The organism is Sporosarcina jiandibaonis, assembly GCF_013184495.1.
Classification (GTDB): Bacteria; Bacillota; Bacilli; order Bacillales_A; family Planococcaceae; genus Sporosarcina; species Sporosarcina jiandibaonis.
The window spans coordinates 729064-750402 of sequence record NZ_JAAOIY010000001.1 but is presented as its reverse complement, the minus strand read 5'-3'; the positions used below and the strand labels follow the sequence as shown (position 1 = coordinate 750402).

The 21339-nt window shown below is 42.2% G+C and carries 27 protein-coding genes; all 27 read left to right on the top strand.

Features of this window, described 5'->3' with window-relative positions:
- Window positions 1-17 precede the first annotated feature (17 nt).
- On the top strand, window positions 18-521 hold the full coding sequence (locus G8782_RS03870) for a sigma-70 family RNA polymerase sigma factor (RefSeq protein ID WP_172369578.1): 504 nt from the start codon (window positions 18-20) through the stop codon (window positions 519-521).
- A 268-nt stretch (window positions 522-789) separates the two neighbouring features.
- Window positions 790-1167, top strand: a complete 378-nt coding sequence (locus G8782_RS03865; RefSeq protein WP_172369577.1) for a hypothetical protein — start codon at window positions 790-792, stop codon at window positions 1165-1167.
- Window positions 1168-1209: 42 nt separating this feature from the next.
- Window positions 1210-2064 carry a phage terminase small subunit gene (terS, locus tag G8782_RS03860; RefSeq protein WP_172369576.1) on the top strand — a complete coding sequence of 285 codons (855 nt, stop codon included), beginning with the start codon at window positions 1210-1212 and terminating at the stop codon, window positions 2062-2064.
- A complete protein-coding gene (locus G8782_RS03855; RefSeq protein WP_172369575.1) occupies window positions 2051-3334 on the top strand; it encodes a PBSX family phage terminase large subunit in 1284 nt (427 codons plus the stop codon). The genes terS and G8782_RS03855 overlap by 14 nt, the downstream gene beginning before the upstream one ends.
- Window positions 3335-3353: 19 nt before the next feature.
- The gene (locus tag G8782_RS03850) at window positions 3354-4877 is read left to right on the top strand and encodes a phage portal protein (RefSeq protein ID WP_172369574.1); all 1524 of its coding nucleotides are present in this window, start codon (window positions 3354-3356) and stop codon (window positions 4875-4877) included.
- Between the two features lie 2 nt (window positions 4878-4879).
- Window positions 4880-5917: a phage minor capsid protein gene (locus tag G8782_RS03845; protein WP_172369573.1), complete on the top strand. Its 1038-nt coding sequence runs from the start codon at window positions 4880-4882 to the stop codon at window positions 5915-5917.
- Window positions 5918-5919: 2 nt separating this feature from the next.
- A complete protein-coding gene (locus G8782_RS03840) occupies window positions 5920-6252 on the top strand; it encodes a hypothetical protein (RefSeq protein WP_172369572.1) in 333 nt (110 codons plus the stop codon).
- A 153-nt stretch (window positions 6253-6405) separates the two neighbouring features.
- Window positions 6406-6888 carry a BC1881 family protein gene (locus tag G8782_RS03835; RefSeq protein ID WP_172369571.1) on the top strand — a complete coding sequence of 161 codons (483 nt, stop codon included), beginning with the start codon at window positions 6406-6408 and terminating at the stop codon, window positions 6886-6888.
- An 87-nt stretch (window positions 6889-6975) separates the two neighbouring features.
- On the top strand, window positions 6976-7683 hold the full coding sequence (locus G8782_RS03830) for a scaffolding protein (protein ID WP_172369570.1): 708 nt from the start codon (window positions 6976-6978) through the stop codon (window positions 7681-7683).
- A gap of 18 nt (window positions 7684-7701) precedes the next feature.
- Window positions 7702-8073, top strand: a complete 372-nt coding sequence (locus G8782_RS03825) for a head decoration protein (RefSeq protein WP_172369569.1) — start codon at window positions 7702-7704, stop codon at window positions 8071-8073.
- A 28-nt stretch (window positions 8074-8101) separates the two neighbouring features.
- The gene (locus G8782_RS03820) at window positions 8102-9244 is read left to right on the top strand and encodes a major capsid protein (RefSeq protein WP_246231538.1); all 1143 of its coding nucleotides are present in this window, start codon (window positions 8102-8104) and stop codon (window positions 9242-9244) included.
- A gap of 54 nt (window positions 9245-9298) precedes the next feature.
- Window positions 9299-9580 carry a DUF7210 family protein gene (locus G8782_RS18390; protein WP_216667754.1) on the top strand — a complete coding sequence of 94 codons (282 nt, stop codon included), beginning with the start codon at window positions 9299-9301 and terminating at the stop codon, window positions 9578-9580.
- A gap of 10 nt (window positions 9581-9590) precedes the next feature.
- Window positions 9591-9965: a hypothetical protein gene (locus tag G8782_RS03810; RefSeq protein WP_172369568.1), complete on the top strand. Its 375-nt coding sequence runs from the start codon at window positions 9591-9593 to the stop codon at window positions 9963-9965.
- Entirely contained in the window at window positions 9962-10294 is a 333-nt protein-coding gene (locus tag G8782_RS03805; protein WP_172369567.1) for a hypothetical protein, read from the top strand. Before G8782_RS03810 ends, G8782_RS03805 begins: the two co-directional genes overlap by 4 nt.
- A complete protein-coding gene (locus G8782_RS03800) occupies window positions 10287-10754 on the top strand; it encodes a hypothetical protein (protein ID WP_172369566.1) in 468 nt (155 codons plus the stop codon). Before G8782_RS03805 ends, G8782_RS03800 begins: the two co-directional genes overlap by 8 nt.
- Window positions 10751-11167, top strand: coding sequence for a minor capsid protein (locus tag G8782_RS03795; RefSeq protein ID WP_172369565.1), 417 nt, complete (start codon window positions 10751-10753; stop codon window positions 11165-11167). Before G8782_RS03800 ends, G8782_RS03795 begins: the two co-directional genes overlap by 4 nt.
- A gap of 2 nt (window positions 11168-11169) precedes the next feature.
- Window positions 11170-11724, top strand: coding sequence for a hypothetical protein (locus tag G8782_RS03790; protein ID WP_172369564.1), 555 nt, complete (start codon window positions 11170-11172; stop codon window positions 11722-11724).
- A gap of 59 nt (window positions 11725-11783) precedes the next feature.
- Window positions 11784-12233, top strand: a complete 450-nt coding sequence (locus G8782_RS03785) for a hypothetical protein (RefSeq protein ID WP_216667753.1) — start codon at window positions 11784-11786, stop codon at window positions 12231-12233.
- A 53-nt stretch (window positions 12234-12286) separates the two neighbouring features.
- Window positions 12287-12556, top strand: coding sequence for a hypothetical protein (locus G8782_RS03780; RefSeq protein WP_172369563.1), 270 nt, complete (start codon window positions 12287-12289; stop codon window positions 12554-12556).
- A gap of 11 nt (window positions 12557-12567) precedes the next feature.
- On the top strand, window positions 12568-14277 hold the full coding sequence (locus G8782_RS03775; protein WP_172369562.1) for a phage tail tape measure protein: 1710 nt from the start codon (window positions 12568-12570) through the stop codon (window positions 14275-14277).
- Window positions 14240-16426 carry a M14 family metallopeptidase gene (locus tag G8782_RS03770; RefSeq protein WP_172369561.1) on the top strand — a complete coding sequence of 729 codons (2187 nt, stop codon included), beginning with the start codon at window positions 14240-14242 and terminating at the stop codon, window positions 16424-16426. The genes G8782_RS03775 and G8782_RS03770 overlap by 38 nt, the downstream gene beginning before the upstream one ends.
- Before the next feature lie 257 nt (window positions 16427-16683).
- Window positions 16684-19152 carry a phage tail spike protein gene (locus G8782_RS03765; RefSeq protein ID WP_172369560.1) on the top strand — a complete coding sequence of 823 codons (2469 nt, stop codon included), beginning with the start codon at window positions 16684-16686 and terminating at the stop codon, window positions 19150-19152.
- Window positions 19152-19319 carry a hypothetical protein gene (locus G8782_RS03760; RefSeq protein WP_172369559.1) on the top strand — a complete coding sequence of 56 codons (168 nt, stop codon included), beginning with the start codon at window positions 19152-19154 and terminating at the stop codon, window positions 19317-19319. Before G8782_RS03765 ends, G8782_RS03760 begins: the two co-directional genes overlap by 1 nt.
- A gap of 53 nt (window positions 19320-19372) precedes the next feature.
- On the top strand, window positions 19373-19597 hold the full coding sequence (locus G8782_RS03755) for a hypothetical protein (RefSeq protein ID WP_172369558.1): 225 nt from the start codon (window positions 19373-19375) through the stop codon (window positions 19595-19597).
- Between the two features lie 77 nt (window positions 19598-19674).
- Window positions 19675-19995: a hypothetical protein gene (locus G8782_RS03750; protein WP_172369557.1), complete on the top strand. Its 321-nt coding sequence runs from the start codon at window positions 19675-19677 to the stop codon at window positions 19993-19995.
- Window positions 19996-19999: 4 nt separating this feature from the next.
- Window positions 20000-20263: a holin gene (locus G8782_RS03745; RefSeq protein ID WP_172369556.1), complete on the top strand. Its 264-nt coding sequence runs from the start codon at window positions 20000-20002 to the stop codon at window positions 20261-20263.
- Window positions 20256-21278 carry an N-acetylmuramoyl-L-alanine amidase gene (locus G8782_RS03740; protein WP_172369555.1) on the top strand — a complete coding sequence of 341 codons (1023 nt, stop codon included), beginning with the start codon at window positions 20256-20258 and terminating at the stop codon, window positions 21276-21278. The genes G8782_RS03745 and G8782_RS03740 overlap by 8 nt, the downstream gene beginning before the upstream one ends.
- The last annotated feature ends 61 nt before the right edge of the window (window positions 21279-21339 follow it).

The window sequence follows — 21339 nt, the reverse complement described above, 5'->3', positions numbered from 1 at the left end:
GTAAGGGGGATCATCTTATGAATTGGGTTGAGGAGCTATTGCCGGAATACAGAAAATGGCGACGTGAACTTTCAAAGAAGGCGAGGGAATTGGATGTGAATATGCCGTATTATGCGAATGATATTAAGCAAATCAACAGTATGTTAAGAACCATGACCGATGATATAAAATTCATGGAAACAGGCAAGGATCCGATGTATCAAGGCGGCATACACATTCACGCGGTTTATCACACAAAAACATATGGGAATGTCGATTTTATTCCAGACATAACAGAACAACTAAAAGAAAACGACATTAACAAGAAGCATTTATATTTGTCGGAAGACGAAAAGATTATGCTGAAAGATATATTAAGCAAATTATCGAAACGGGAAGAAGAATGCTACTTGATGCACGTCGCACAAGATAAAAGCATGGCTGACATTGCAGATGAATTAGGCATCGCTAGGGGAACTGTTCAAGTCTATGTGAGGCGGGCGTTAAAGAAGGTTGAAAGCGTTGTTGGTAAAGATGGTTAAAACTTCCTTGTCTTACAGTTGTCTTACACTCCTCGAAGTGAATGAAGGGGAGAATTAAAGAGGGGATGCGTTCGAGTATCCCGTTGAATCATAAAAACTCCAAACAGGACGAGCGTGGTGTACTTTCCCGATCTTGAACCAATTGACTCAGTGTTAGCGACCACGCTTGTTCTTGACACGAAGGAGCATCCGGCATCATCCGTGGAACGATGGTGTTTGGGTGCTTTTATAATTCGTTAAATACATACATGAAATAGGTGGTGTTGAAATGCTGAAAGAAGTCATTTACACCGAAGAACAACTAAACGAACGATTAGCATATTGGCAAGAGAAATTGAGGTTGCAAGACTGGATAATTGAATTAAGAATCGCTAGAAGCAGAAACATGATGCAAGATGCATCCGCAGCGGTCGATTGGACTTTAAGCAGGAAAATGGCAAGCATAAATATATTGGATCATATCGATTATCCAAATGATATCGTAGGCGTACGTGATATGGAGAATGATTTAGTGCATGAATTGCTACACCTTCACTTTGCGCCTATCAGTGACCATTACGGAAACAATAACGATATTTACAGCACGTTTGAAGAACAAGCGATTGAGAGCATAGCATACGGATTGATTGCGGCAGAACGGAAGTAAACGCGAATAAAGAAAATATATAGGCGGTGGATGTGATGTGATGTGACAAACTGGGAGGAAATACAAAGAGAATGGGAAACAACAAAAATAACGCTTGCTGCATTAGCGGAAAAACACAGTGTGCCACTCGGGACACTAAAGAGCCGTAAAAGTAGAGATACTAAAAGCGGAAATGAATGGTTAAGAGGTGCATCTAAAAAGGATGCAACCAAACAAAAGGATGCAGCTACAAAAAATGTGAAGGTTGCAACCGAAAAGAACTCAAGTGCATCGGCTCGAAAAAATAAATCATCATCTAAGGGCAAGAAAAAGAAACAGAAGAACAGGAGCGGCAACCCGAACCCGGTTCGACAGTTTACAAAACGAAACAGCGCAGCAGTCACTCATGGGCTATTTTCGAAATACCTTCCAGAAGACACGTTAGAAATCATGGAGCAAATGGAAGAACGTTCGCCCGCCGATCTAATCTACGACCAAATACAAATTCAGTATGCTGCTATCATACGAGCGCAACGAATCATGTACGTCGAAGATAGGGACGATATCACAAAGGTATTGAAGAAACAAAAGCCTGGAATGTTCGGCGATGAACGGGAATGGGAATTTCAATTCGCTTGGGATAAGCATGCAAACTTCATGAATGCGCAAAGCAGGGCGATGGGTGAATTGCGTTCACTTATTAAACATTTTTGCGAGATAAGCCACGATGACGACGAACGAAGGTTGAGACTTGAACAAATGCAACTGAACGTCGAGAAAACTCAATTAGAACTCGGCAACATGCGCGGCGATACAGAAGGCGATGCACATGAACAAGGCAGCAGTTATGAAGAAGCATTGAACGCCCAGGTCGAAGATGTATTTGCCGACGAGGTGACAGACGATGCGGAAGCGTAAAAGAAATACATCATTTAGATTTCAGCCATTTAGCAATAAACAAAAGAAATTATTGATGTGGTGGACAGACAAGAGCCCTTATAAGAATTACGATATGATAATTTGTCATGGTGCAATTCGTTCGGGTAAAACCATAGCAATGATTGATTCATTCATTACTTGGTCATTAGCGAAACATAAAGACCAGAACTTTATACTTGCCGGAAAGTCGATGGGCGCATTAAAGCGTAACGTGCTCGAGCCGATGTTTCAGATACTGACCGCCAAAGGAATCGACTACCATTATCATCGTTCCGGAGATCCGCATATCATCATTGGCACAAACACTTACTATTTGTTTGGAGCAAGCAACGAAGCAAGCCAGGACACGTTACAAGGTTTGACAGCTGCAGGCGCATATCTCGATGAGGTTGCATTATTTCCTCGTTCATTCGTTGACCAGGCAATCGGTCGTTGTTCTGCTGAAACCGGTGAGCAAAGCGCTAAAGTGTTTCTCAATTGTAACCCTAATGGTCCGTATCATTGGTTTAAAAAGGAATTCATCGACAAGGCGAAAGAAAAGAAGATACTTGTCTTGCATTTCACGCTAGATGATAACATGTCGCTATCTGAACGAGTGAAGGACCGATTCAGGCGTATGTTTTCGGGTGTATTCTTTCAGCGATACATACTCGGCTTATGGGTATTGGCAGAGGGAATTATATATGACATGTTCAACGAAGAAGCACACACGTTTAGGGAAATACCGCATCGCATTGGCCGTTACTTTATCGGCATTGACTTTGGAACCAACAACCCGACGACATTCTTGTTAATTGGTGAAGTTGGTAACGAGTACTATGTCCTGAAAGAATATTTTTATAATGGCCGTGAACAAAGCAAACAAAAAACAGTTAGTACTTATTCAAGAGATTTGAAAGAATTCATGGGCCAGACACACGCATCTATTTACGTGGATCCATCGGCAACACCTTTGATTGCGCAACTTGAAGAAGACGGAATATATCCATTGCAAGCAAACAACGACGTTCTTGATGGGATTCAAAGCGTGGCGAATTTGCTAGAAGAACAAAGATTATTCATCCATGAAGACTGTAAAGAAACAATACGCGAATTCTCATCTTATATTTGGGACAAAAAAGCCCAAGAACGCGGAGAGGATAAGCCAGTTAAAGACCATGACCACTGTTTAGATGCGTTGCGGTATGCGATTCATAGTGGCGTTGGTGGAGAATTGCCGTTCACGAACCAAAGACCAATCGGATGGTAGAAGGAGGAATGTAATAAAAATGACAATCATATACGAAAAACAAAAGTTCCCACCTGCTCCATTCGATGCGGAACATGAATACATGCAATACTTCCGACATTTATATGACGGGGATCATCAAGATATATTTTCGCGTTCAGGGCAGATGACGACGCAGGGCAATAATAACGAATATAAACGCAAGTTACACAGAACAAACGCGAACTATCGGATATCCAGACGGCTATCTAAATTGGCGACACAAGATCCAGTAAATCATTATGTCATCGTGAATTTGTCTGCTGCTATTGCAGAATTGCCAGCGGATTTAATCAATCGGTCGCTCGGTAGTATTTCCGCCGATGATGAAACCGATACGGCATACCTTGAATTTATCATGTTGGTGGCGAGGGTATCGAATACAAAGAGTGCGTTATGGTCGGCAATCACTCAACACCAAGTCGATGGTGGCGTAGCTTACCGAGTGCGCAGGAACGAATCTAAAGGTGTTTGGTTCGAATGGTTGCTTGCTGACTTATACTTTCCGCATGACGATGGTATGGGCGCTGATGTGACGTGGATTGAAACAAGAGACGAGGATAAGGAGTACTTACGAGTCGAGCGACAGCGCTTGGAGGATGGCAAATTAACAATCGAGAACCAAGTCTATATCATGAACAACGATGCTGTCGACAAGCGAATGGATCTAGTTGAATATAATTCGCTTTACAACGAAGAAATCATTGAATTTGATGAACTGGAAAACGTCAATGAACTCATGTGCGGCTATGTCCCCAACGATGAAACGCTTATCGTGCCGCGTGGACGTTCTTCACTGCGCAACGTGGACATGATTCAAGAAGAAATCAACTGGACCATCACACGCGATTCAGTAGTGTTTGAACAGCATGGTAAACCAAAGCTTGCAATCCCGCGTGCGCTTTATGATTCAGTTGCAACTAAAAACAATAATGATTATGGCAGTCGATTTGTACGCAATGCCGATCTTGAAGTTGTTAGCTATGACGAGAAGAACGGCGCGGTCCCGATGTACATTACTTGGGATGCACAGACTGCCCAATCATTTGAGCATGTCACCAGGCTGATTGATTACATGATGGCGATTAGTAAGACGGCATCAACGGCGGTCGGTCTTGGTGGTTCAAGTGGTGGACTATCCGCGAAAGCTATCCTTTATGAGTGGATTCAGTCGGTTATTAAGGCCGAAGCGATTCGAGAGAAGTTCGATCATGCGATAAAAGGCGCTATCAGAAAATGTACCATTTTGGAAAATCATGCAAGTGGGACAGATTTCGACGTAAAAGACCCTATCGTCGAATGGACGGGGATGTTGCCGAAAGCTGATGCAGAAACAGACGAAGAAGAATCCAAGAAATATACTGACGGTGTGCAGTCGCTTGAAGTTACGGTTCGCAATCTACATCCGGATTGGTCGGAGGATGCGATACAAGAAGAAGTTGAGAAGATACTTGAAGGAAAAGCGCTAGACTCCTTCAATCCAGCGTACGTGCAACCACCAAGAACGACCATCGGCGGTGAATAAGAGTGGATAAAGATGTTGAAGCGTTTATCAAGCTATTCGCAGATTCTAGTCAGTCAATCCTGGAGTTGATACGGGCCAACGATAATATTTCGACGCGAAGGCAGCAACAAATGTTGGCAAGCGTCGCCGCAATCATCGCGACTGTTCAAACTGATAGCGCGAAGAAGTTGTTGCAAATCATCGAAGGTTCATACAAGAAGGGTTCGGATGTTGCTGCCAATGAAATGCGAGTGAAAGGCAAGAAAGGTGTAAACGCTACGTTCAAATCACGTATTCATAAAGAAGCGGTTCAGAACATCGTTGATGAAGCGTTTTACTCCATCCTTGAAGCGACGGATCATATGTCAAACGACGTTAAGAAACGAATAGAAGGAATCGTTAAACAAGCAAATACAGGCTCGTTAGTTGAAGGGCTCACACGCAAAGAAGCAACGAAACGAGCGATTGCAGAAGCGACTGAACGTGGCATTACGGGAATTATCACTAAGAACGGCGCAAACGTGCCTGTTGAAGCGTATATGTCCGGTTCAATTCATTATCACCAAAGGAAGGCGCATGTTGATGGTGCGATTAATCGCGCAATCGATAACGGACAAGATTTAGTTTACGTCAACAGCGTGGGTATTACCTGTTCTTATTGTGCGCAGTATCAAGGCAGGGTATACAGCATAAGCGGCAAGGATAAGCGGTTCCCTGTACTGGATCAACGCCCACCGTATCACAGTCATTGCGTTCATAACGCTTATCCTTGGAATATCGACTACCAAGACGAAGCGGACGTGGCATTGATGCTCACGGAATCAAATCGACCATTCACAGACAATCGAACTGAAGCAAATATTCGAAAGTACAACGAAATGCAGCGGAAGAAATCCAAACAGAACGAAACTCGAAAGCAGTGGATCCGTTACAAATCACGTGTGCCAGATGCACCTGACTTAAAGACATTCGCAAGTCACAAAGCGCGGAATACTAGTTTGTATAAAGATTTGCAGAATGATTACCGAAAAGTCGGGGCTAAGATTAAGGAAGGTGAATGACGATGAGTGACCTTACATGCAATAACGAACGGTGCAATAAGAAGTTCAACATCAAACTACGTAAAAAGAAACACGGTGTAAGCGTCATCGAACACTTTTTCTTTTGTCCTCATTGTAAAACGCGTTACAGTTCGCACGTTACGGATCAAGAGATTCGTAAAAGGCAACGCGACATGCGAAAGTATCGTGAGGAATTAAATCAAGTTGCCAAAGATTGGACAGCTGGAAAATGTTTCGGTGAAGTATACGACGAAAAGATTACATTCATCGGACAAAAAGAACGAGAACTTAAAGCGCTTGTTGATAATTTGAAGGCGAAGATAGCATCCAAATGAGGGTGCTTTTTTATATGCCTTGAAAGGGGTGAACCTACTTTGTCGGAGTATGTATTAAAAACATGCGGCGATTTGCCGGGGAAGGTTCGGTGATCCAATATCTCGGTTGGCGTGTCCGTAATCACGCTATAAAAACTAAAGGAGACGATTTGAATGGCGAACGAAAAAGAGTTGCGCGAATCGAATGGCTTAGAGGCTTGTAGTGAGGTTGATTTGAATAACGCCTTACACGTGATGGCTGAAGTGGGTGCTAATTATAACCTTTACGATACAAAAAACGACGATACTCCAATTTGTAATAACAAGGGTTACGAGGAAGTGGCTGATGGAATATTCCGAAAGAAAGACACTCCAATAGGGGATTTAAAAGTGCGTCTAACCGCTGACCTTTCCGAATACATCACAGGGCTCAAAGCGGTGCAACGCGAAGCTAAGAAAGCGACACAAGCTCTGAGGGAATTAGAAGCAACGAGGAATAGAGACACTTACGTATTACATGAAGAATTATTGAAGCGTGAAGGTGTTCATGGCATCGAGGTCGCACCACATGAAAAAGTTGAAATAAGAATAGGTGAAGGTGCATGCAGAACCTATTCATTAACAGGACCAATAAGAATCATCGTAAACAAAGATTAACAACCATCGCCCGAAACATGCTCATGGCGTAAAAAGGCAGCAAGGAATCTATAGCCCAAACTGGTTGGCTTAAAACAGGAGGAACTTATGAAAATATTAATACAGATATACTCAATCATCACGTCATTATTCACGTCGAATAAGAAACGCCATGCATTGGTGGAAAAACCGAAATTACCATTACGGTTGGACATTCAGTTCTTTTCGGACCCACCTGCTGACCCGCCCGCTGATCCACCTGCGCCAGAGGATAAACCTTTCGCAGTATTCAAAGACAAGGATGCACTCAACAGCCGTCTTGATCGTGCAAAAGCCGAGGGACAAAAGGCGCTTGCTGCACAACTAGGTTATGAATCTGTCGAAGCGATGCAAGCTGCATTGAAACCGGAGGACAAACCGAAGCCGGAAGATAAGTCGGGCGATCCTGTTGACGTTGACAAGCTGATTGAAAGCAAACTGAAAGAAGAACGTGAACGCACATTTAAGCGCGTTCTAAACTCCGAGGTAAAAGTAGTCGCGAATGAACTCGGGTTCGTGGACCATGCAGATGCACTTGCTCTTGCGGATTTGACTGATGTTAAAGAAAACGAGAAGGGTGACTTGGAAGGTGTGAAAGAAGCGCTTGAAGCATTAGCAAAAGCGAAACCGCACCTTGTCAAGCAAGCAAGCGGAACTAACTTCGGTTCCAACATCAATCATAAGCCGAAAGAGAATAAGGAGCACCTGGACAACATTGCAAAACTAGCACAAAACCGCGGAAACCATGTAATTGAAAATGATCCGTGGAAACGATAAAAGGAGGAATTGGAAACTATGAATCTACAACCAAAACAAAGATTTGTTGTCGAAGGCGATTACGAAATTCTTGCATCATATTCCGCAATTCGTGAAGTGGTAAACGGCATCACGATTGATTCAGAAAAAGTTGCAACAGTGGACGGTGCGAAAGTAATTCTTAAAGGAATGCCGATGGCGAAGCTTGCAAATGGCAAATATGTGCCGTACAACGCGGGTGGCTCGGATGGTAGCGAAAACCCGACAGTCATTCTGAAACGTACGGTGGATGTTTCAGATGGCGACCATACAGTTGGCGGCTACGAAATGGCGAAGGTCATTACAGAACGCATTCCGGTGACAGTAGACGCAACACTCATTGGCAAAATGCCGTTCATCCAATTTGGATAATAAAAAGAAACTAGGGGGTTATCAAACTATGGAACTTAACAAACCGAAAATGGTAAACAAATCGCAGTGGTTGAAATTAGACATTCAACACTTTGCGAATGGCATTGAAAGATTGAACCTTGAAACAGCGCTAACAGATAGAGAGGTTATCGTATACGCGGATAATCTTGCAAAACCGCAAAACTATTTGGCCGAACTGTTTTTCCCGCCGCGTGAAACAGGCGAATTGACGATTGATGTTGTTCGAGAAGGATCACGCCTTCCGGTAATGGCGCAAATCGGAGAACTTGGAACACAAACCGAATACGGAAGCCGTGAAGGAATGACAGGCCAACAAATTTCTATTCCGAAGATCCAACGTGGTCGCGGAATGGATGAAAAGTTGGTTCGTCTGCTTTTGCAATCCGGATTACGCCAAAATGAATTCGCAGAAGTTCGCAGAACGCAATTAGATGATGTTAGTTATGCAGTTGACGCGATCCGCGCACGTAAAGAATGGATTGCAATGCAAGCAATTTCAACAGGCCGGGTTGCATATGCGGAAGCAGGTTCCCCGCCGATTTCGGTTGATTTCGGTTATACCGACGAACAAAAGCCGGTATTGACGGGGACGGATGTTTGGGCGGATGTTGTAAATTCAAGGCCGCTTGACGATATTCAAAGATGGATCCAGGAACGCGGCGACAAAGGCATTACGCTTGGCCGTGCAATGGCATCGCAACGAATCATTTCTTTACTGATGCAAAATAGAAGTGTACGTCTTGCATATCATGGGGATCCGTCGGGAAGCGCAAATCCGCCGCAATTGAACCGGACGCAACTCGACGCATTGTTTGAAGCGCAAGGATTCCCGCGCATCGTTGCGTATGATGTCCAGGCACGCGTTGAAAACAAAGAGCTAGTGAACAACCGCGCGTCGTTCTCAACAGTCCGTATGATGCCGCAAGATCGCTTCGTATTACTTCCGGATGGACCGCTAGGCGAATATCTATGGGCGCAAACGACGGAAGAAATGGTCTCCAGTATTGAAACGGCAACAAAAGCAGAAAATGGAATTTATGTTTTCCGTAAATGGGACGAGCATCCGATTCGTCTGGAAACAATCGGCGCGAATCTTGCATTCCCGGCATTTGGTTACAACGATTCAGTCGTATCTGCAACGGTCCTATAATTACAGACGGTCTATATGGCCGTCTATTTTTTTAATCAGAAAGGAAGATGCAAAATGGAAGTAAAAGCGAAAGCAAACATTAAATATAACGGTAAATGGCATAAGACGGGCGATGACTTTATAGTCAATCGCGAGGTAGGCGACGGTCTTATTGAACGCGGTTTAGCGGTTGAAACAGAGAAGTCGAAACAGGAAACTAAAGAAGCGAAAGCGGCTAAAGAAAAAGCCGAAGCGGAAAAGGCGGCAGAAGCAGAAAAGCAAGCGGCCGAAAAAGCGAAAGCTGATGCAGCTGCAAAGAAAAAAGCCGAAGAAGAAGCAGCCAAAAAAGGAAAGTAGGTGTTGAGTTATGCCTACAGTTGAAGAAGTGAGTGTCTGGATCGCGCTGAACGTCCTTGATTCGCAAGCGTGGGACGATGCAACTAAGAAGGATTTGGCGGTCGTACAGGCATCAAGAAACCTTTCAAGATGGTATCCAGAAATCGAACTAACTACCGATGTTGTGAGTTTCCAAGCTATTTGGGAGTTGCAGGGGTTGGATCCTGCGCTTAAATATCAAAAGCAAGGCGTTAAAGCGGTAACTGATAGTGGAGAACGTATTGACTATGTACATCGAGACAAGGTAGCACCAGACGTTCGGGATCTGCTCGGTCCTCCTTTCGATGAATTGGAAGAAGCGGAAGATGATGAATATGTGCCACAGTTCGGCGGTCGGTTAATATGAGTTTATTTGGTTATCCTGCTGCCATCTTGCACAGAAAGGCAATCGTTGATGATTGGGGGCGTTCCGCAGGATTCGATGAAGTCCCGTTGAGCGCAAAAGTCGTCGAGGAACAAAAGTTAATCAAAAGCTCGAAGGTTGAAAATGTTCAAGGGGAGATGGTTCATTCCTCCATCGAAGTTCACCTAGAAGGTCCCCATTTAGTCACGATGCTTGATGAATTTGTTTACGTCACCAATCTTGCACAAGTGATTAAATTTCGTCCGGTGCATTTTGAAGTGAAAAAGCACATCGGAACCGATGACGTGAAAAAGGTGATTGTCTATGGCTGATGAATTTTCATTTGAATTAATCGGCATTGAAGAAATGAAAGCAGAACTAACAGCTATCGAAAGACGATTCTACCAGAACTTAGATCGTGTTCTGAACGATTTGGCAGACAAAGTGATACTTGATGCACGCAGACTTGCCGGGCTAGATTCGGGCGACTTAGAAGCGGCACTAGATAAAGACACCGTTAAAACGGATTTAAAGAACATGTACATTGACTTTGGTGTAATGGCAAGCCCAGAGGTTGCGCCGTATGCATGGGCGCAACACGAAGGATTCCGCAGGACCAAAAAAGGAAAGGTTGTTCACTTTTCACCGGGTCCGAAAACAATTAGTAAAGGTCCTTACAAGGGCTTTATGCCAGGTAAGAAGTTCTTGCAAAATGCAATTACAATTAACGAGGATTTGGTGTTAACGAAATTGGCCGAAGCGTTACACTTCGAAGGCGGTGCGTTGCTATGACGAGTGATGAATTTGTCGAGCATTTAACATTGTTAGGATTCAACGTCTATCCAGACCCAAATCATATGCCGGAAGTGCCTGAATCAATGCTGCCTGCATTGTTTGTATTTGGCTCGGGTGGGTTCGGCAGTGATCCAGATATTCCAATTCGGTATCCATCTTATCAAATCGTGGTCAAAGGCAAGAACTACAAGACGGACTATACGCAAATGTCTAAGACTGAAGCTATCGCTAAAAACTTGATAAAAGCGTTGGACCAAAAAACAGACTACCAAATTGGCGGGAGTACCATTTATTACAGTCGTTCGCAAACGTCAGACCCGATACCCATTGGGCTAGATGAGCAAGACCGACCGATTTATTCAACAAATTTCAATTTCAAAATACAAGAAGCAGTGAAGGGAGTTTATTGATTATGGCAGAACCAAAGTTTCTTGATGTTCCAATCGGACCCGCAATCGTTGAGTACGGTGAGGGGGACGATATGACAGTTTACGATATTACAAAAGGTGGAATCGTTTTTCGTACATCGACAACAAAGCACGATGTGACTGTTGACCAATATGGCGACACGATTGTTAAATCTATTCTAAAGGGGCGCACATGCGAAGTAATTGTGCCATTTGCTCTTTACGACTTGCCAAAACTAGCGGTTGGCATCCCGAACAGTGAATTGTTCGCCGATAACACGGATCCCAAAAATCCGAAGTATCGCTTGAATGTTTACTCGCAAGCAGGGTTTGACTTAACAAAGAATGCGAAGAAACTTGTCATCAAACCAACCGACCCATCAGCTACGCCAAATGATTGGATTACAGTTCCAATCGCGGCATCATTGACAGACCCGGAATACACATATAACTCGGACAACGAGCGTATTGCAAATATGACATTCGCGGGTTATCCGGACTTAAGTCAAAAAGGGTTGTCTTATTTCATGGGTGACGAAACAGTAACAACAAATGCATAAAAGAAGAGCCTATAACTAGGCTCTTTTTATTTTGTCCAGAAAGTAGGGATTGATACATGATGAATCGCATACGTGCATGGTTTATCGCCAAAGAGTTAGGAACTAACCCGAAGAAATCGAAACTATTTAAACGACCGCTAAGAGACGGAGAGGTGTTACTTGGCGACAAGAAAGTCGAAGTTAAAAAACTAACGCCAGCACTTTGGAAAAAGGTGTTTGGGGCGGTTGATTTATTGCCGGGTGTCGCGTTGCAAGTGTTTAGCGCACCAAAAGATGATATGGGCGCTTATTTATTACAAGCGTTTGATGTTGTCCAAGAAGAACTCATTGAAATTATCTCATTGGTAAGTGACGTTGACGCAGATTATTTGCATAACAACGCAGGACTCGACGAACTGATTGAATACGTGTATTTGACGATTAGAAAGAATCGATTAGATCAGACAGCAAAAAACCTGAAAGGCCTTCTCAAACAGCCGGAGAGAACGCAGGAGACGGAACAGGAGTAAACGAGAAGGCCGCAACGATAGCGACAGAAGATTTCCTTCGTGATGCGAGTTTCGTGTTAGAAGTTAGTCAAGTCGCACTTGAAAATGATTTTTATATGGTAGATATACCGTTTTTGATAGAGAAGAAGATAAGTATGGTGCAATCGGAGCGGTTTTTGAGGTTGCAGACATTAATCGCGGCGAATAATCGCACGATGGAAGATAAAGATTACAAAGTGTTTTCAAATAATTTACTGCCGCAAGAAATGAAAGAAAAGGTCGAAAAAGAAATGAATACCTTTAATCGCGAAAAGTTTGAAATGCTGCGAAACATGCAAGGGTAGGTGATGGAATATTGTCGAAAAGTATTGGTGAATTAAAAGGTCGAATATCGATGGAAGCAGCAAGTTTTAAAGATAAAATGAATGAAGCGCGCGGTGAATTGGACAAGACGGCGATATCCAGTAAAAACCTAAAGCGTGATTTCGATGCAATTCAGAAAGGCGCGGGGATTGTTGGTGCTGCAGCCGTCGCAGTGATAGGTAGCAGTGTAAAAGTGGCGGCAGACTTTCAACAGTCCATGGCACGCGTAAGAGCCATATCCGGAGCGACTGAAGAAGAGTTTGGACGATTGGAAGCGGCGGCGCGTAAAGCAGGAGCAGAAACAATATTTGGTGCAACTGACGGAGCGGATGCTCTTTCGTATTTAGCAATGGCGGGCTTTAGCGTAAACGAACAAATATCTGCTTTGCCAGCCGTTCTTGATGCAGCCATTGCGGGAAATGTCGATTTAGCGGCATCTGCTGATATGGTTTCTAATATCATGACCGGGTTTGGATTTACCGCGGAAGATACAGGGCATGCGGTAGACGTGCTTGTATCTGCAATGACTAGTGCGAATACAGACATGCCGATGTTAGCGGAGGGGATGAAGTACGTTGCTCCGGTTGCTAAATCTCTTGGATGGACGTTTGAAGATACCACAACAGCATTGAGTAAATTATCTGATGCAGGGATACAGGGCGGTCAATCCGGTACCGTTTTGCGTGCATCATTACTATCACTTGCAAATCCTGTTGGAGCTACGGCAAAGGTTATGAAAACGTTGGGGATCGAAGCTATAGGTGCAGATGGAAAAATGAAACCGTTACCCGATTTAATGGGACACATTGCGGAGAAGATGGAAGGCATGACCGATGCACAAAAAACCCAGACAGCATCGCAATTAGTTGGGACTCAAGCGGCATCTGGATTCTTGGCGATTCTTGACGTAGGAGAAGATGAATTAAGGGACTACTCAAAGGCTTTAGAGAATTCAGCAGGGAAAGCGAAGGAAATGGCAGCCATTCAAAGTGATACACTTGTTGGATCTTTTGAAGAATTCAAGTCAGCGATGGAAGAAGTGGGAATCTCGATAGGGAACGAATTCCTTCCATTATTTCGTGATATCGTGGATGCGGGCACGGGAATTATAGAAAAGTTTGGAGAAATTGACAGTAAATCAATTGCGACAATTGCTACATTTGTAGCGGTTGCGTCCGGTGTTGCCATTTTAATCACGACAATCGGAAAACTAGCGTTAGCATTAACCGCTTTTGCATTAACGCCTGTCGGCGCGGCAATCATCGGTTTATCATTACTAGGCGGTTTAATCGCTGTAGCGGCAATGAATACTGTCGATTTCGAGGAAGTGAACCTTGATTTAGCAGAATCCATGATTGAAACGCACGACAGTTTGCAAACTAGCATAGATCAGTTTGAAGAATTAAAGAATAAGAGTCAATTAAGCACAGAAGAATTCGGAAGATTGCTAGATATTCAAGACGAGTTGCGCACGGCGGTTGACGACAGCAAGATTGAAAAGTTGACAGCGGAACAAGAAGCTTTACGCGAAAAATCGGGATTGAGCAATAAAGAATTAGAGACAATGGTCGGTTTGAACAACGACTTGATTGAAGCTGTTCCGGAATCGACAGAACTCATCACGGAACAAGGTAATCGTGTTATCGGGACTACTGATGCATTGCATGAATACAACGCAGAACTTGCAGAATCAACTGGCTGAAAAAATGAAGAAGGGCGAAGTCACGGTCTCGGATATTAATAAGAACAAAGGTAAGTTCGACCAAACCTACATGACAGATGAATTTCTTCAGCAGATGGCAGGTAATACCCCTATTAACGCTGTTCCTGCCGATAACAGTTTAACTACAAAAAAATACGCTGACAAGTCAGTTACTTTGGATAAACTCTCTTTCACAAAAAAAAGCAAAAACCTCTTTAATGGTTATATAAATGGAATGGTTGTAGTCGAGACGTCATTAGATTTAAATACAATGTATACACGGAGTTCGTATAGTATATATGACGGTCGAACAGCAGTAATTCCCATTAAACCAAATACAAATTACACTTTTAAAATCCATGAGACAGATGTAATTAAATCTAACATATTGAGAGTTGGATTTTCGCGAACCTACCCTACTTTTGAGAGTGATCCTGGAGCTGGAAGCCGTAACTATATTGCGGGAGCAATCAATAATACGGGAGGGACAATAAAAGAACAGACTATAAAATCTAAAGAAGATAGTAATTATTTAATTATTTATGTTTCGAACGATGGACAAGAGCCGTTAATGCAGGTTGAAGAAGGAACGACCGTATCTAAGCTATATGAAGCACACTCTTTGATTCCGGCAGAAATGGTAGGAGAAAGGGTTTATCCAAAGGATTACTTTAAATATGACGTCCGTACTAAGTTGGGTAATGCGGCTTTCCTGACAAGCATGAATGGTACTATTGATTACGACTTAAACGGTAAACGGATATTCTTTCCTGCTGGTAGTGCCATATTCAGTGGCCGTAAGTGGATTAGGATTACTAGTACATCAAGCGGTGGAATTTATTATAATTTTCCTGTCACGGTTGGGAGCGCTCCTGTTTATATGTTCGCAAATATAGACAGCGACAACGATGCTTTGGACTTTCGTTTTGTTGTTTATACCAACCTTACAGCAGGTGTTCCGGAAAATTATGTGTTAGTTGCAGTTTTATCGCAAAGTAATGTTTATGCGAATGGTCAGTACACAGTTAATGGGAGAGCGCCACTTCCAGGCAAATCTATCACGGAAAATATGCTTGATGATGCATTACGAGGTAAATTAGGTGGTGCGAGTGGTTCAACTAATAAGTATTTATATTACGATGAATTAAGAGGTAAATACCAAACAGCTCCATATGTAGAAAACAATACAGTTGATGTTAGAGATTTTACAGTTGAATCTTTTTATCAACTTTACGATGATTTGATGGCCGCTAACCCTGAATATATTAGCAAGAAAATCATCGGCTATTCTGGTACCGCAGAGAGAACAGATGATACAAGTTTGCCAATCTATGAATACAGTTTTTCTCCAAGAAGAGCAGACATAGATATTGATGACCCGGCGCCTATAATGCTTGTGCAAAGCGCAATACATGGTAATGAACGCATAGGAGCATATGCGACATACCTGTTTTTTAAAGATATTTGCGAGAATCACATAACGAATGAGCAACTGGAATTTCTACGGTACAACATTGATTTTAAGGTATTACCAATAGCTGGCCCATATTCTTTTGAACACAACCAAAGAAAAACGGCAGCAGGTGTAGACCCAAATAGAAATTTTGATACCGACTGGTTTTTTGTGGAGGATGATGGGAATCCAACAGGTCTATTCGCCGGTGATGCTCCTATGACGGAGGTTGAGACGAGATATATCGACCAATGGCTTGCAAGCTACAAAGGGAAAGCGTTCGCGCTTATTGATATGCACAATGTGAGTGGCTCTAAGGTTATTTCACAAGGACAAGTTTCAATGTGTTGGCTAATCAGCGGAGATGAACAAGTTAAGAAAATGGCCAGAAATGTTATGACTGCAAATTCTCGTAAATGGTACAAAGAGGTTTCTGGTTTAGAAGTTCTGCCTTCCGATACACTTTTCGGATATGTCAATTCCGCGCCAGCGGGGACTACAAGAAATCAAGCGTTTAAAAAATATGGTATCAAATCAATCACAGTGGATCCATGCTGGACTTGGTATCATGTGTTGGATGTGAATGGAAACCGAGTGAAACCAACTGCCAAAAAGGACGATAACGAAGCTTTGCTAGTGAGTATGGATAGCTTTGGCGGGATAGCTTATGGAATGATTAAACATTTTGCTGAGTAACATCGGTTAAAATTATAAAGAGGTGAAAAAACGTTGAAAGTTAATGAAAGTAACTTTAAAGACCACCAGCAAATCATAAAAGAGTATCAAAAAATAATTGAGTTCGTGGAAATCGGTAAGGATGTTAACGGTAACTCAATCCGTGGTTCAAATTTTTAATTCGCCTTTGGAACATAAAGCGTCGTAACGAAAATTAAATATTTGACAAGGAACGTCCACATGGGCGTTCTTTTTATATCCACAGAAAGGAGGATACCATGCAACCTATAGCTATGGTCACAGATTTAACGGGAAAATCAGAACCTCTATACGAGTCTAAAGGTTTTAAACTGATTGAGGAAGTGAATGGCGAATACTCGCTATCCTTCCTCATTTTAAATTCAGAAAAAAATAAGTATGCATTCCCGTTAGTTAAAGAAGAAAGTGTCATTGAATATAAAGGGATTGAATACAGAATTAAAAGTTTTAATGAACGCAACATTGGTGATCGTTCCGCTAAAGCAGTAGTAGCGCATCATAAGATGTTCGATTTGATTGATTACTATGTTTATGGAGCCATTTCCGGAACGAAAACTTTATTCCAAACGCTAACTTTTATTTTTTCGGGAACGCCATATACATTCGATATTGCGGACACTTTTGCAAGTGTGAAATATGAAAACTTTGGTGATGATAACGTATTGTCGCTACTTCAAGAGGTTCTTGTTAAACACAAAGCAGAAATTGAAATCAACGGAACGCACTTCCGCTTTAAAAAGAAAATCAGCAATAAAACGGATATACAATTTCGATACAAGCACAACGTAATAGCCATAAACAAAAACATTAATTCCAAAAATGTTTCCACATATGTAAAGGGTTACGGAAAACTTAAAGCAGAGAAAGATGTACTAAGCGGGGTTAAAATTCCATACTCAAGCCGTAGCGGCACTTGGTATACTGAACCTGGCCTTAATCAGTTAGCGACAAATACAGTTGGCGCTAACTTTAAATTTACCTTTACCGGTACTGGATTCAACTTTGATACGATACTCACTTTCCTTGGTGGTAAATGGGAGTTTACAATTGACGGAAATAAAAGCGTTAAGATTACCACATATAAAGATGTTGTTTCAGAACATAAGACAATTGAAGTTATTCGTGGATTAGAACATAAATCTCATACAGTTGTGGCAACGTTTAAAGGTAAAGATAGTAAGAATCCATATACCAAATTGAAGTCAGACCCGTTACCGATCGGCTATTTAAAAAGTGGCAACATTATTTCTCTTTACCGTGAATTAGTGGGCGATGAACAGTATATGGCCGTAGCGGAATATACAAGTCCAAACGCTAGTAAATTCCCATCAGATTCGCCAGACGGATTGAGACACGCACCGCCTATATATGATGAAGAATTTACATCAGTGACGGCATTAAGGGATATGTTGAAATCGAGCCTACAAGACGAACCGGAAGTGTCAATCACCATAGATTTTGCTGAACTTCGTAATGCCGGCTATCCTTATCAGCATCCGATTAAAGGGGACGAAGTTTTTTTAATATATGAGCCTATGGATATTGATATTGTCACGCGGATCATGCGGATTGAAACGGAAGAAGATTTTAAAGGCGATACGGTTAAATGTGCAGTTACACTTGCGAACGTCGGGAAAAGCTTTGCTAAAGTTATGGGTAGTTTTGCAAATACGGCAAAACGATTGAGCCGCATTTTAACAGATGACGATAAAATCAAGCATGACTTTTTAGGAGAAGCGGTTAAACGAGCAACCGCCGCACTTCAAAGTGCGCAAACTGAATTGGAATTTGAAAACGGAATCATCGCGAGAGATAAAACGAACCCAAACAATTTGGTGTTATTTAACTCAGCTGGTTTAGGTATATCAACTAATGGAGGACAAACTTTTGATACCGCAATGACTGCAGACGGTATAGTGGCAGATGCAATAACCACAGGGACGTTAAGGGCGATCATTATCGAGGGTGTGGAAATATACGGGAGTGAAATCTATGGTAGTAGATTTATTTCGGAAGATGCTCCTGGAATATATACTAAAATAGAAAACTCGGCAATCGAATCACGCGGAGTGTACACTCGGTTGTGGCGAGGACAATCAGAAGTAAACACTGTACGTATAAAAGTCGAACATGGACAGATCAGGGCGCGGAATGACGATAAAAATTGGTCGTTATATTTTAACGATTTCGGGATTTCCACATATAGCGATGGTGACGGAGAGACTCTAGCATCTGGTATCATCGAGTTTCACAGTAAAGAATATTCGCCAAGCGGAGCATCTACGGGGCTCACTCTCTTTTCATTGGCGGGTAGGATTGCATTAGAAACTGCTGAAGCGAGAATATATCTGAATACAGGTGGACCAAGCGTTTATGTGGGTGACATGAACGATAACACTTTTCCGATTGTGGCATCAGCATTTAACCAATCCAGTTTAAGTAGTCAAAAAAGAGACATAAAGGATTTAGATGATAATGCCTTGGATGTTATTATGGACTTAAAAATAAAAGAATATAAACGGTTAACGAATGGAAAAGCTACAATATATGACCGTTGGCAAGCAGGTTTAATTTTAGAAGAAGCGCCATTACAACTAATTGACGGAATTGGTATAGATTTATATACATTTCAATCCTATACAGTTCAAGCCTTTCAAGACTTCGTCATAGAGGTTAGGGATAGGCTAGATTTATTGGAGGGGTCTTGATGGAAAAAGAATATACGGAATTGGAAAAGGTGTTTAAATTAACAATAGAAAGGCAAGGTAAGAGAATTTCTGATTTAATCACAAATTTGGACTTAGCACATTCGCAGATTGAGGTTATGAAGGCTGAACAGTCGAAAGTGGTAGAAGGTAAAGAGAGCGCCGAATAATGAAGGACTCCCTTCTCTTTTTGTCGAATGGTGATGAGAGGGAGGGGATAAACGTGAGTGGGATAATAAAAAAGACTTTTTTTGTTAAAATTAGTGATGAAGAAAGTATACCTTATATAAAGTCAGCAATTAATTCAGCTAAGGTAGACTTTAGAAAAGTTAAAGGAAATAGTTTTGATTTACTTTTAGAATATAGTAAGGAGAATGAGCAAGAAGTAAATACTGAATTACAAGTATTAAAGAGTCATAAAATAGTTGATGTACTATTTGAAAACTGAAATCAATAATTGCGAAGAACGTCCACATCGGGCGTTCTTTTTGTTTACAAAAAAATAAATGACCTGGGGGGTCGAGGATGCAGAATGGAGACGTGAATGAAATGTCAATGTGGCAAAACCATGAGCAACGAATAACAACAATAGAAGTCAACATGGCAAACCTAAAAGGCGAATTCTTAGAGGTCAAAGAGATGATCGGTTCCGGGAACAAAAAGGCAGAAGAAAAGCTTGATGCAATCGACAAAACCTTAATGAATGAATTCTTTGCAAAGAAGCGAGTGACGCATGAAACGAAATCGAAGATCTACCTTAAAGTTGCCGGTGGTTTATTAGGTGGAGGCGGTTTGATTTATGCAGCTTACGACATTATTGTCAATAAAATTATTTTAGGAGGATAAGAAAATGAATGAAATATTAATATCAGCAACAGCAATTGCAATCGTTGTGACAGGATTGGTACAAGTTTTTAAACAGGCAACAAACATTAACAAACGATACTTGCCTTTAATGGCGATTATCATTGGTATTTTAGTGGGTGCTGCAGCTTATTTCTTGGATGCAGAATTAGGATTAAGAATGTGGGCGGGAGGAATTGCCGGGCTAATGTCCGTCGGCCTATTCGAAACGGGTAAAAATATAAAAGAGGAGGTTAATAGTAATGGCTAAAATTGCCATTGATGCAGGTCACGCCTTAACTACCGCAGGAAAACAAACGCCAGATGGTGAAAAAGAATGGTCGTTTAATAATAAAGTAGCGATTGCCGCTATCAATAAATTAAACACTTACGAGAATGTCCAGATCTTGCGCCTTGACGATCCGACAGGTAGGTTAGACATTCCGCTAGTAACTCGCACCAATAAAGCTAACGCATGGGGCGCAGACGTGCTTGTCTCCATCCACCATAACGCTCACCTAGGCGTATGGGGCAGTCACGGAGGAGTTGAAACTTATACTCAACCCGGTTCAAGTAAAGCATCAAAAGATATAGCAGCTTTTGTTCATCCCCGAATTGTGCAAGCGATGGGGCTACGCAATCGTGGACTTAAAACATCGAACCTTCATATGACGCGGGAAGCAAAGATGCCCGCAATCCTGACTGAGGGTGGTTTCATGGATAGCCTAACAGACATTCTAGTGATGAGAAATGATACAAAGCTTAAAGAACAAGGCGAAGCGATTGCCGAAGGTTTAGCAGTTTATTTCAAGTTAAAACCAAAAACATCAAAAGTAGAGCAGGTGAGCAATCCAGTGGGGGTAGTTGTTTATAGATATGGCGATGTTGGTCCTGGTGTCGGTAAGTTACAAGCGGATCTAAACAAAACGGGTGCTCAATTAGTTGTAGATAATTCATTTGGCCCCGCGGTTCGTGCTGCAGTCGGGGTATTCCAAGCGAAATACGGCTTGACGGTAGACCGCATAGCAGGTCCGTTAACGCTCGCCAAACTCGCAGAGGTAACTAAACCTAAACCGATTCCTAAACCCGCTCCAAAGCCTAAACCTGCGCCCACTCCTGCGCCCACTCCTAAACCTAAGTCAGCGGCACAAACGAAAGGCGATATTTACCGCGTTATCGTTGACGGCAAGCAAAAAGGGGCGTTTGGGGAGCCTAGTAACGTCGCTAATGCAGTTAGGCAAGGTGTGGAGCAAAAGGCAAAGGAAATTAAAATACAAAAAGTGTAGTGTGATTTATTCGCAAAGCTTATTTTTAGTGTGTTATAGTTAAGTTACAACAAATAAACGA

Coding starts and splice junctions, on each gene's coding strand:
- G8782_RS03825 (WP_172369569.1), top strand. CDS start 7,702: ATGAATCTACAACCAAAACAAAGATTTGTTGTCGAAGGCGATTACGAA.
- G8782_RS03770 (WP_172369561.1), top strand. CDS start 14,240: ATGAATACAACGCAGAACTTGCAGAATCAACTGGCTGAAAAAATGAAG.
- G8782_RS18390 (WP_216667754.1), top strand. CDS start 9,299: ATGGAAGTAAAAGCGAAAGCAAACATTAAATATAACGGTAAATGGCAT.
- G8782_RS03835 (WP_172369571.1), top strand. CDS start 6,406: ATGGCGAACGAAAAAGAGTTGCGCGAATCGAATGGCTTAGAGGCTTGT.
- G8782_RS03870 (WP_172369578.1), top strand. CDS start 18: ATGAATTGGGTTGAGGAGCTATTGCCGGAATACAGAAAATGGCGACGT.
- G8782_RS03810 (WP_172369568.1), top strand. CDS start 9,591: ATGCCTACAGTTGAAGAAGTGAGTGTCTGGATCGCGCTGAACGTCCTT.
- G8782_RS03790 (WP_172369564.1), top strand. CDS start 11,170: ATGGCAGAACCAAAGTTTCTTGATGTTCCAATCGGACCCGCAATCGTT.
- G8782_RS03850 (WP_172369574.1), top strand. CDS start 3,354: ATGACAATCATATACGAAAAACAAAAGTTCCCACCTGCTCCATTCGAT.
- G8782_RS03740 (WP_172369555.1), top strand. CDS start 20,256: ATGGCTAAAATTGCCATTGATGCAGGTCACGCCTTAACTACCGCAGGA.
- G8782_RS03830 (WP_172369570.1), top strand. CDS start 6,976: ATGAAAATATTAATACAGATATACTCAATCATCACGTCATTATTCACG.
- G8782_RS03745 (WP_172369556.1), top strand. CDS start 20,000: ATGAATGAAATATTAATATCAGCAACAGCAATTGCAATCGTTGTGACA.
- G8782_RS03800 (WP_172369566.1), top strand. CDS start 10,287: ATGGCTGATGAATTTTCATTTGAATTAATCGGCATTGAAGAAATGAAA.
- G8782_RS03855 (WP_172369575.1), top strand. CDS start 2,051: ATGCGGAAGCGTAAAAGAAATACATCATTTAGATTTCAGCCATTTAGC.
- G8782_RS03840 (WP_172369572.1), top strand. CDS start 5,920: ATGAGTGACCTTACATGCAATAACGAACGGTGCAATAAGAAGTTCAAC.
- G8782_RS03795 (WP_172369565.1), top strand. CDS start 10,751: ATGACGAGTGATGAATTTGTCGAGCATTTAACATTGTTAGGATTCAAC.
- G8782_RS03750 (WP_172369557.1), top strand. CDS start 19,675: ATGCAGAATGGAGACGTGAATGAAATGTCAATGTGGCAAAACCATGAG.
- G8782_RS03820 (WP_246231538.1), top strand. CDS start 8,102: ATGGAACTTAACAAACCGAAAATGGTAAACAAATCGCAGTGGTTGAAA.
- G8782_RS03805 (WP_172369567.1), top strand. CDS start 9,962: ATGAGTTTATTTGGTTATCCTGCTGCCATCTTGCACAGAAAGGCAATC.
- G8782_RS03865 (WP_172369577.1), top strand. CDS start 790: ATGCTGAAAGAAGTCATTTACACCGAAGAACAACTAAACGAACGATTA.
- G8782_RS03785 (WP_216667753.1), top strand. CDS start 11,784: ATGAATCGCATACGTGCATGGTTTATCGCCAAAGAGTTAGGAACTAAC.
- G8782_RS03760 (WP_172369559.1), top strand. CDS start 19,152: ATGGAAAAAGAATATACGGAATTGGAAAAGGTGTTTAAATTAACAATA.
- G8782_RS03765 (WP_172369560.1), top strand. CDS start 16,684: ATGCAACCTATAGCTATGGTCACAGATTTAACGGGAAAATCAGAACCT.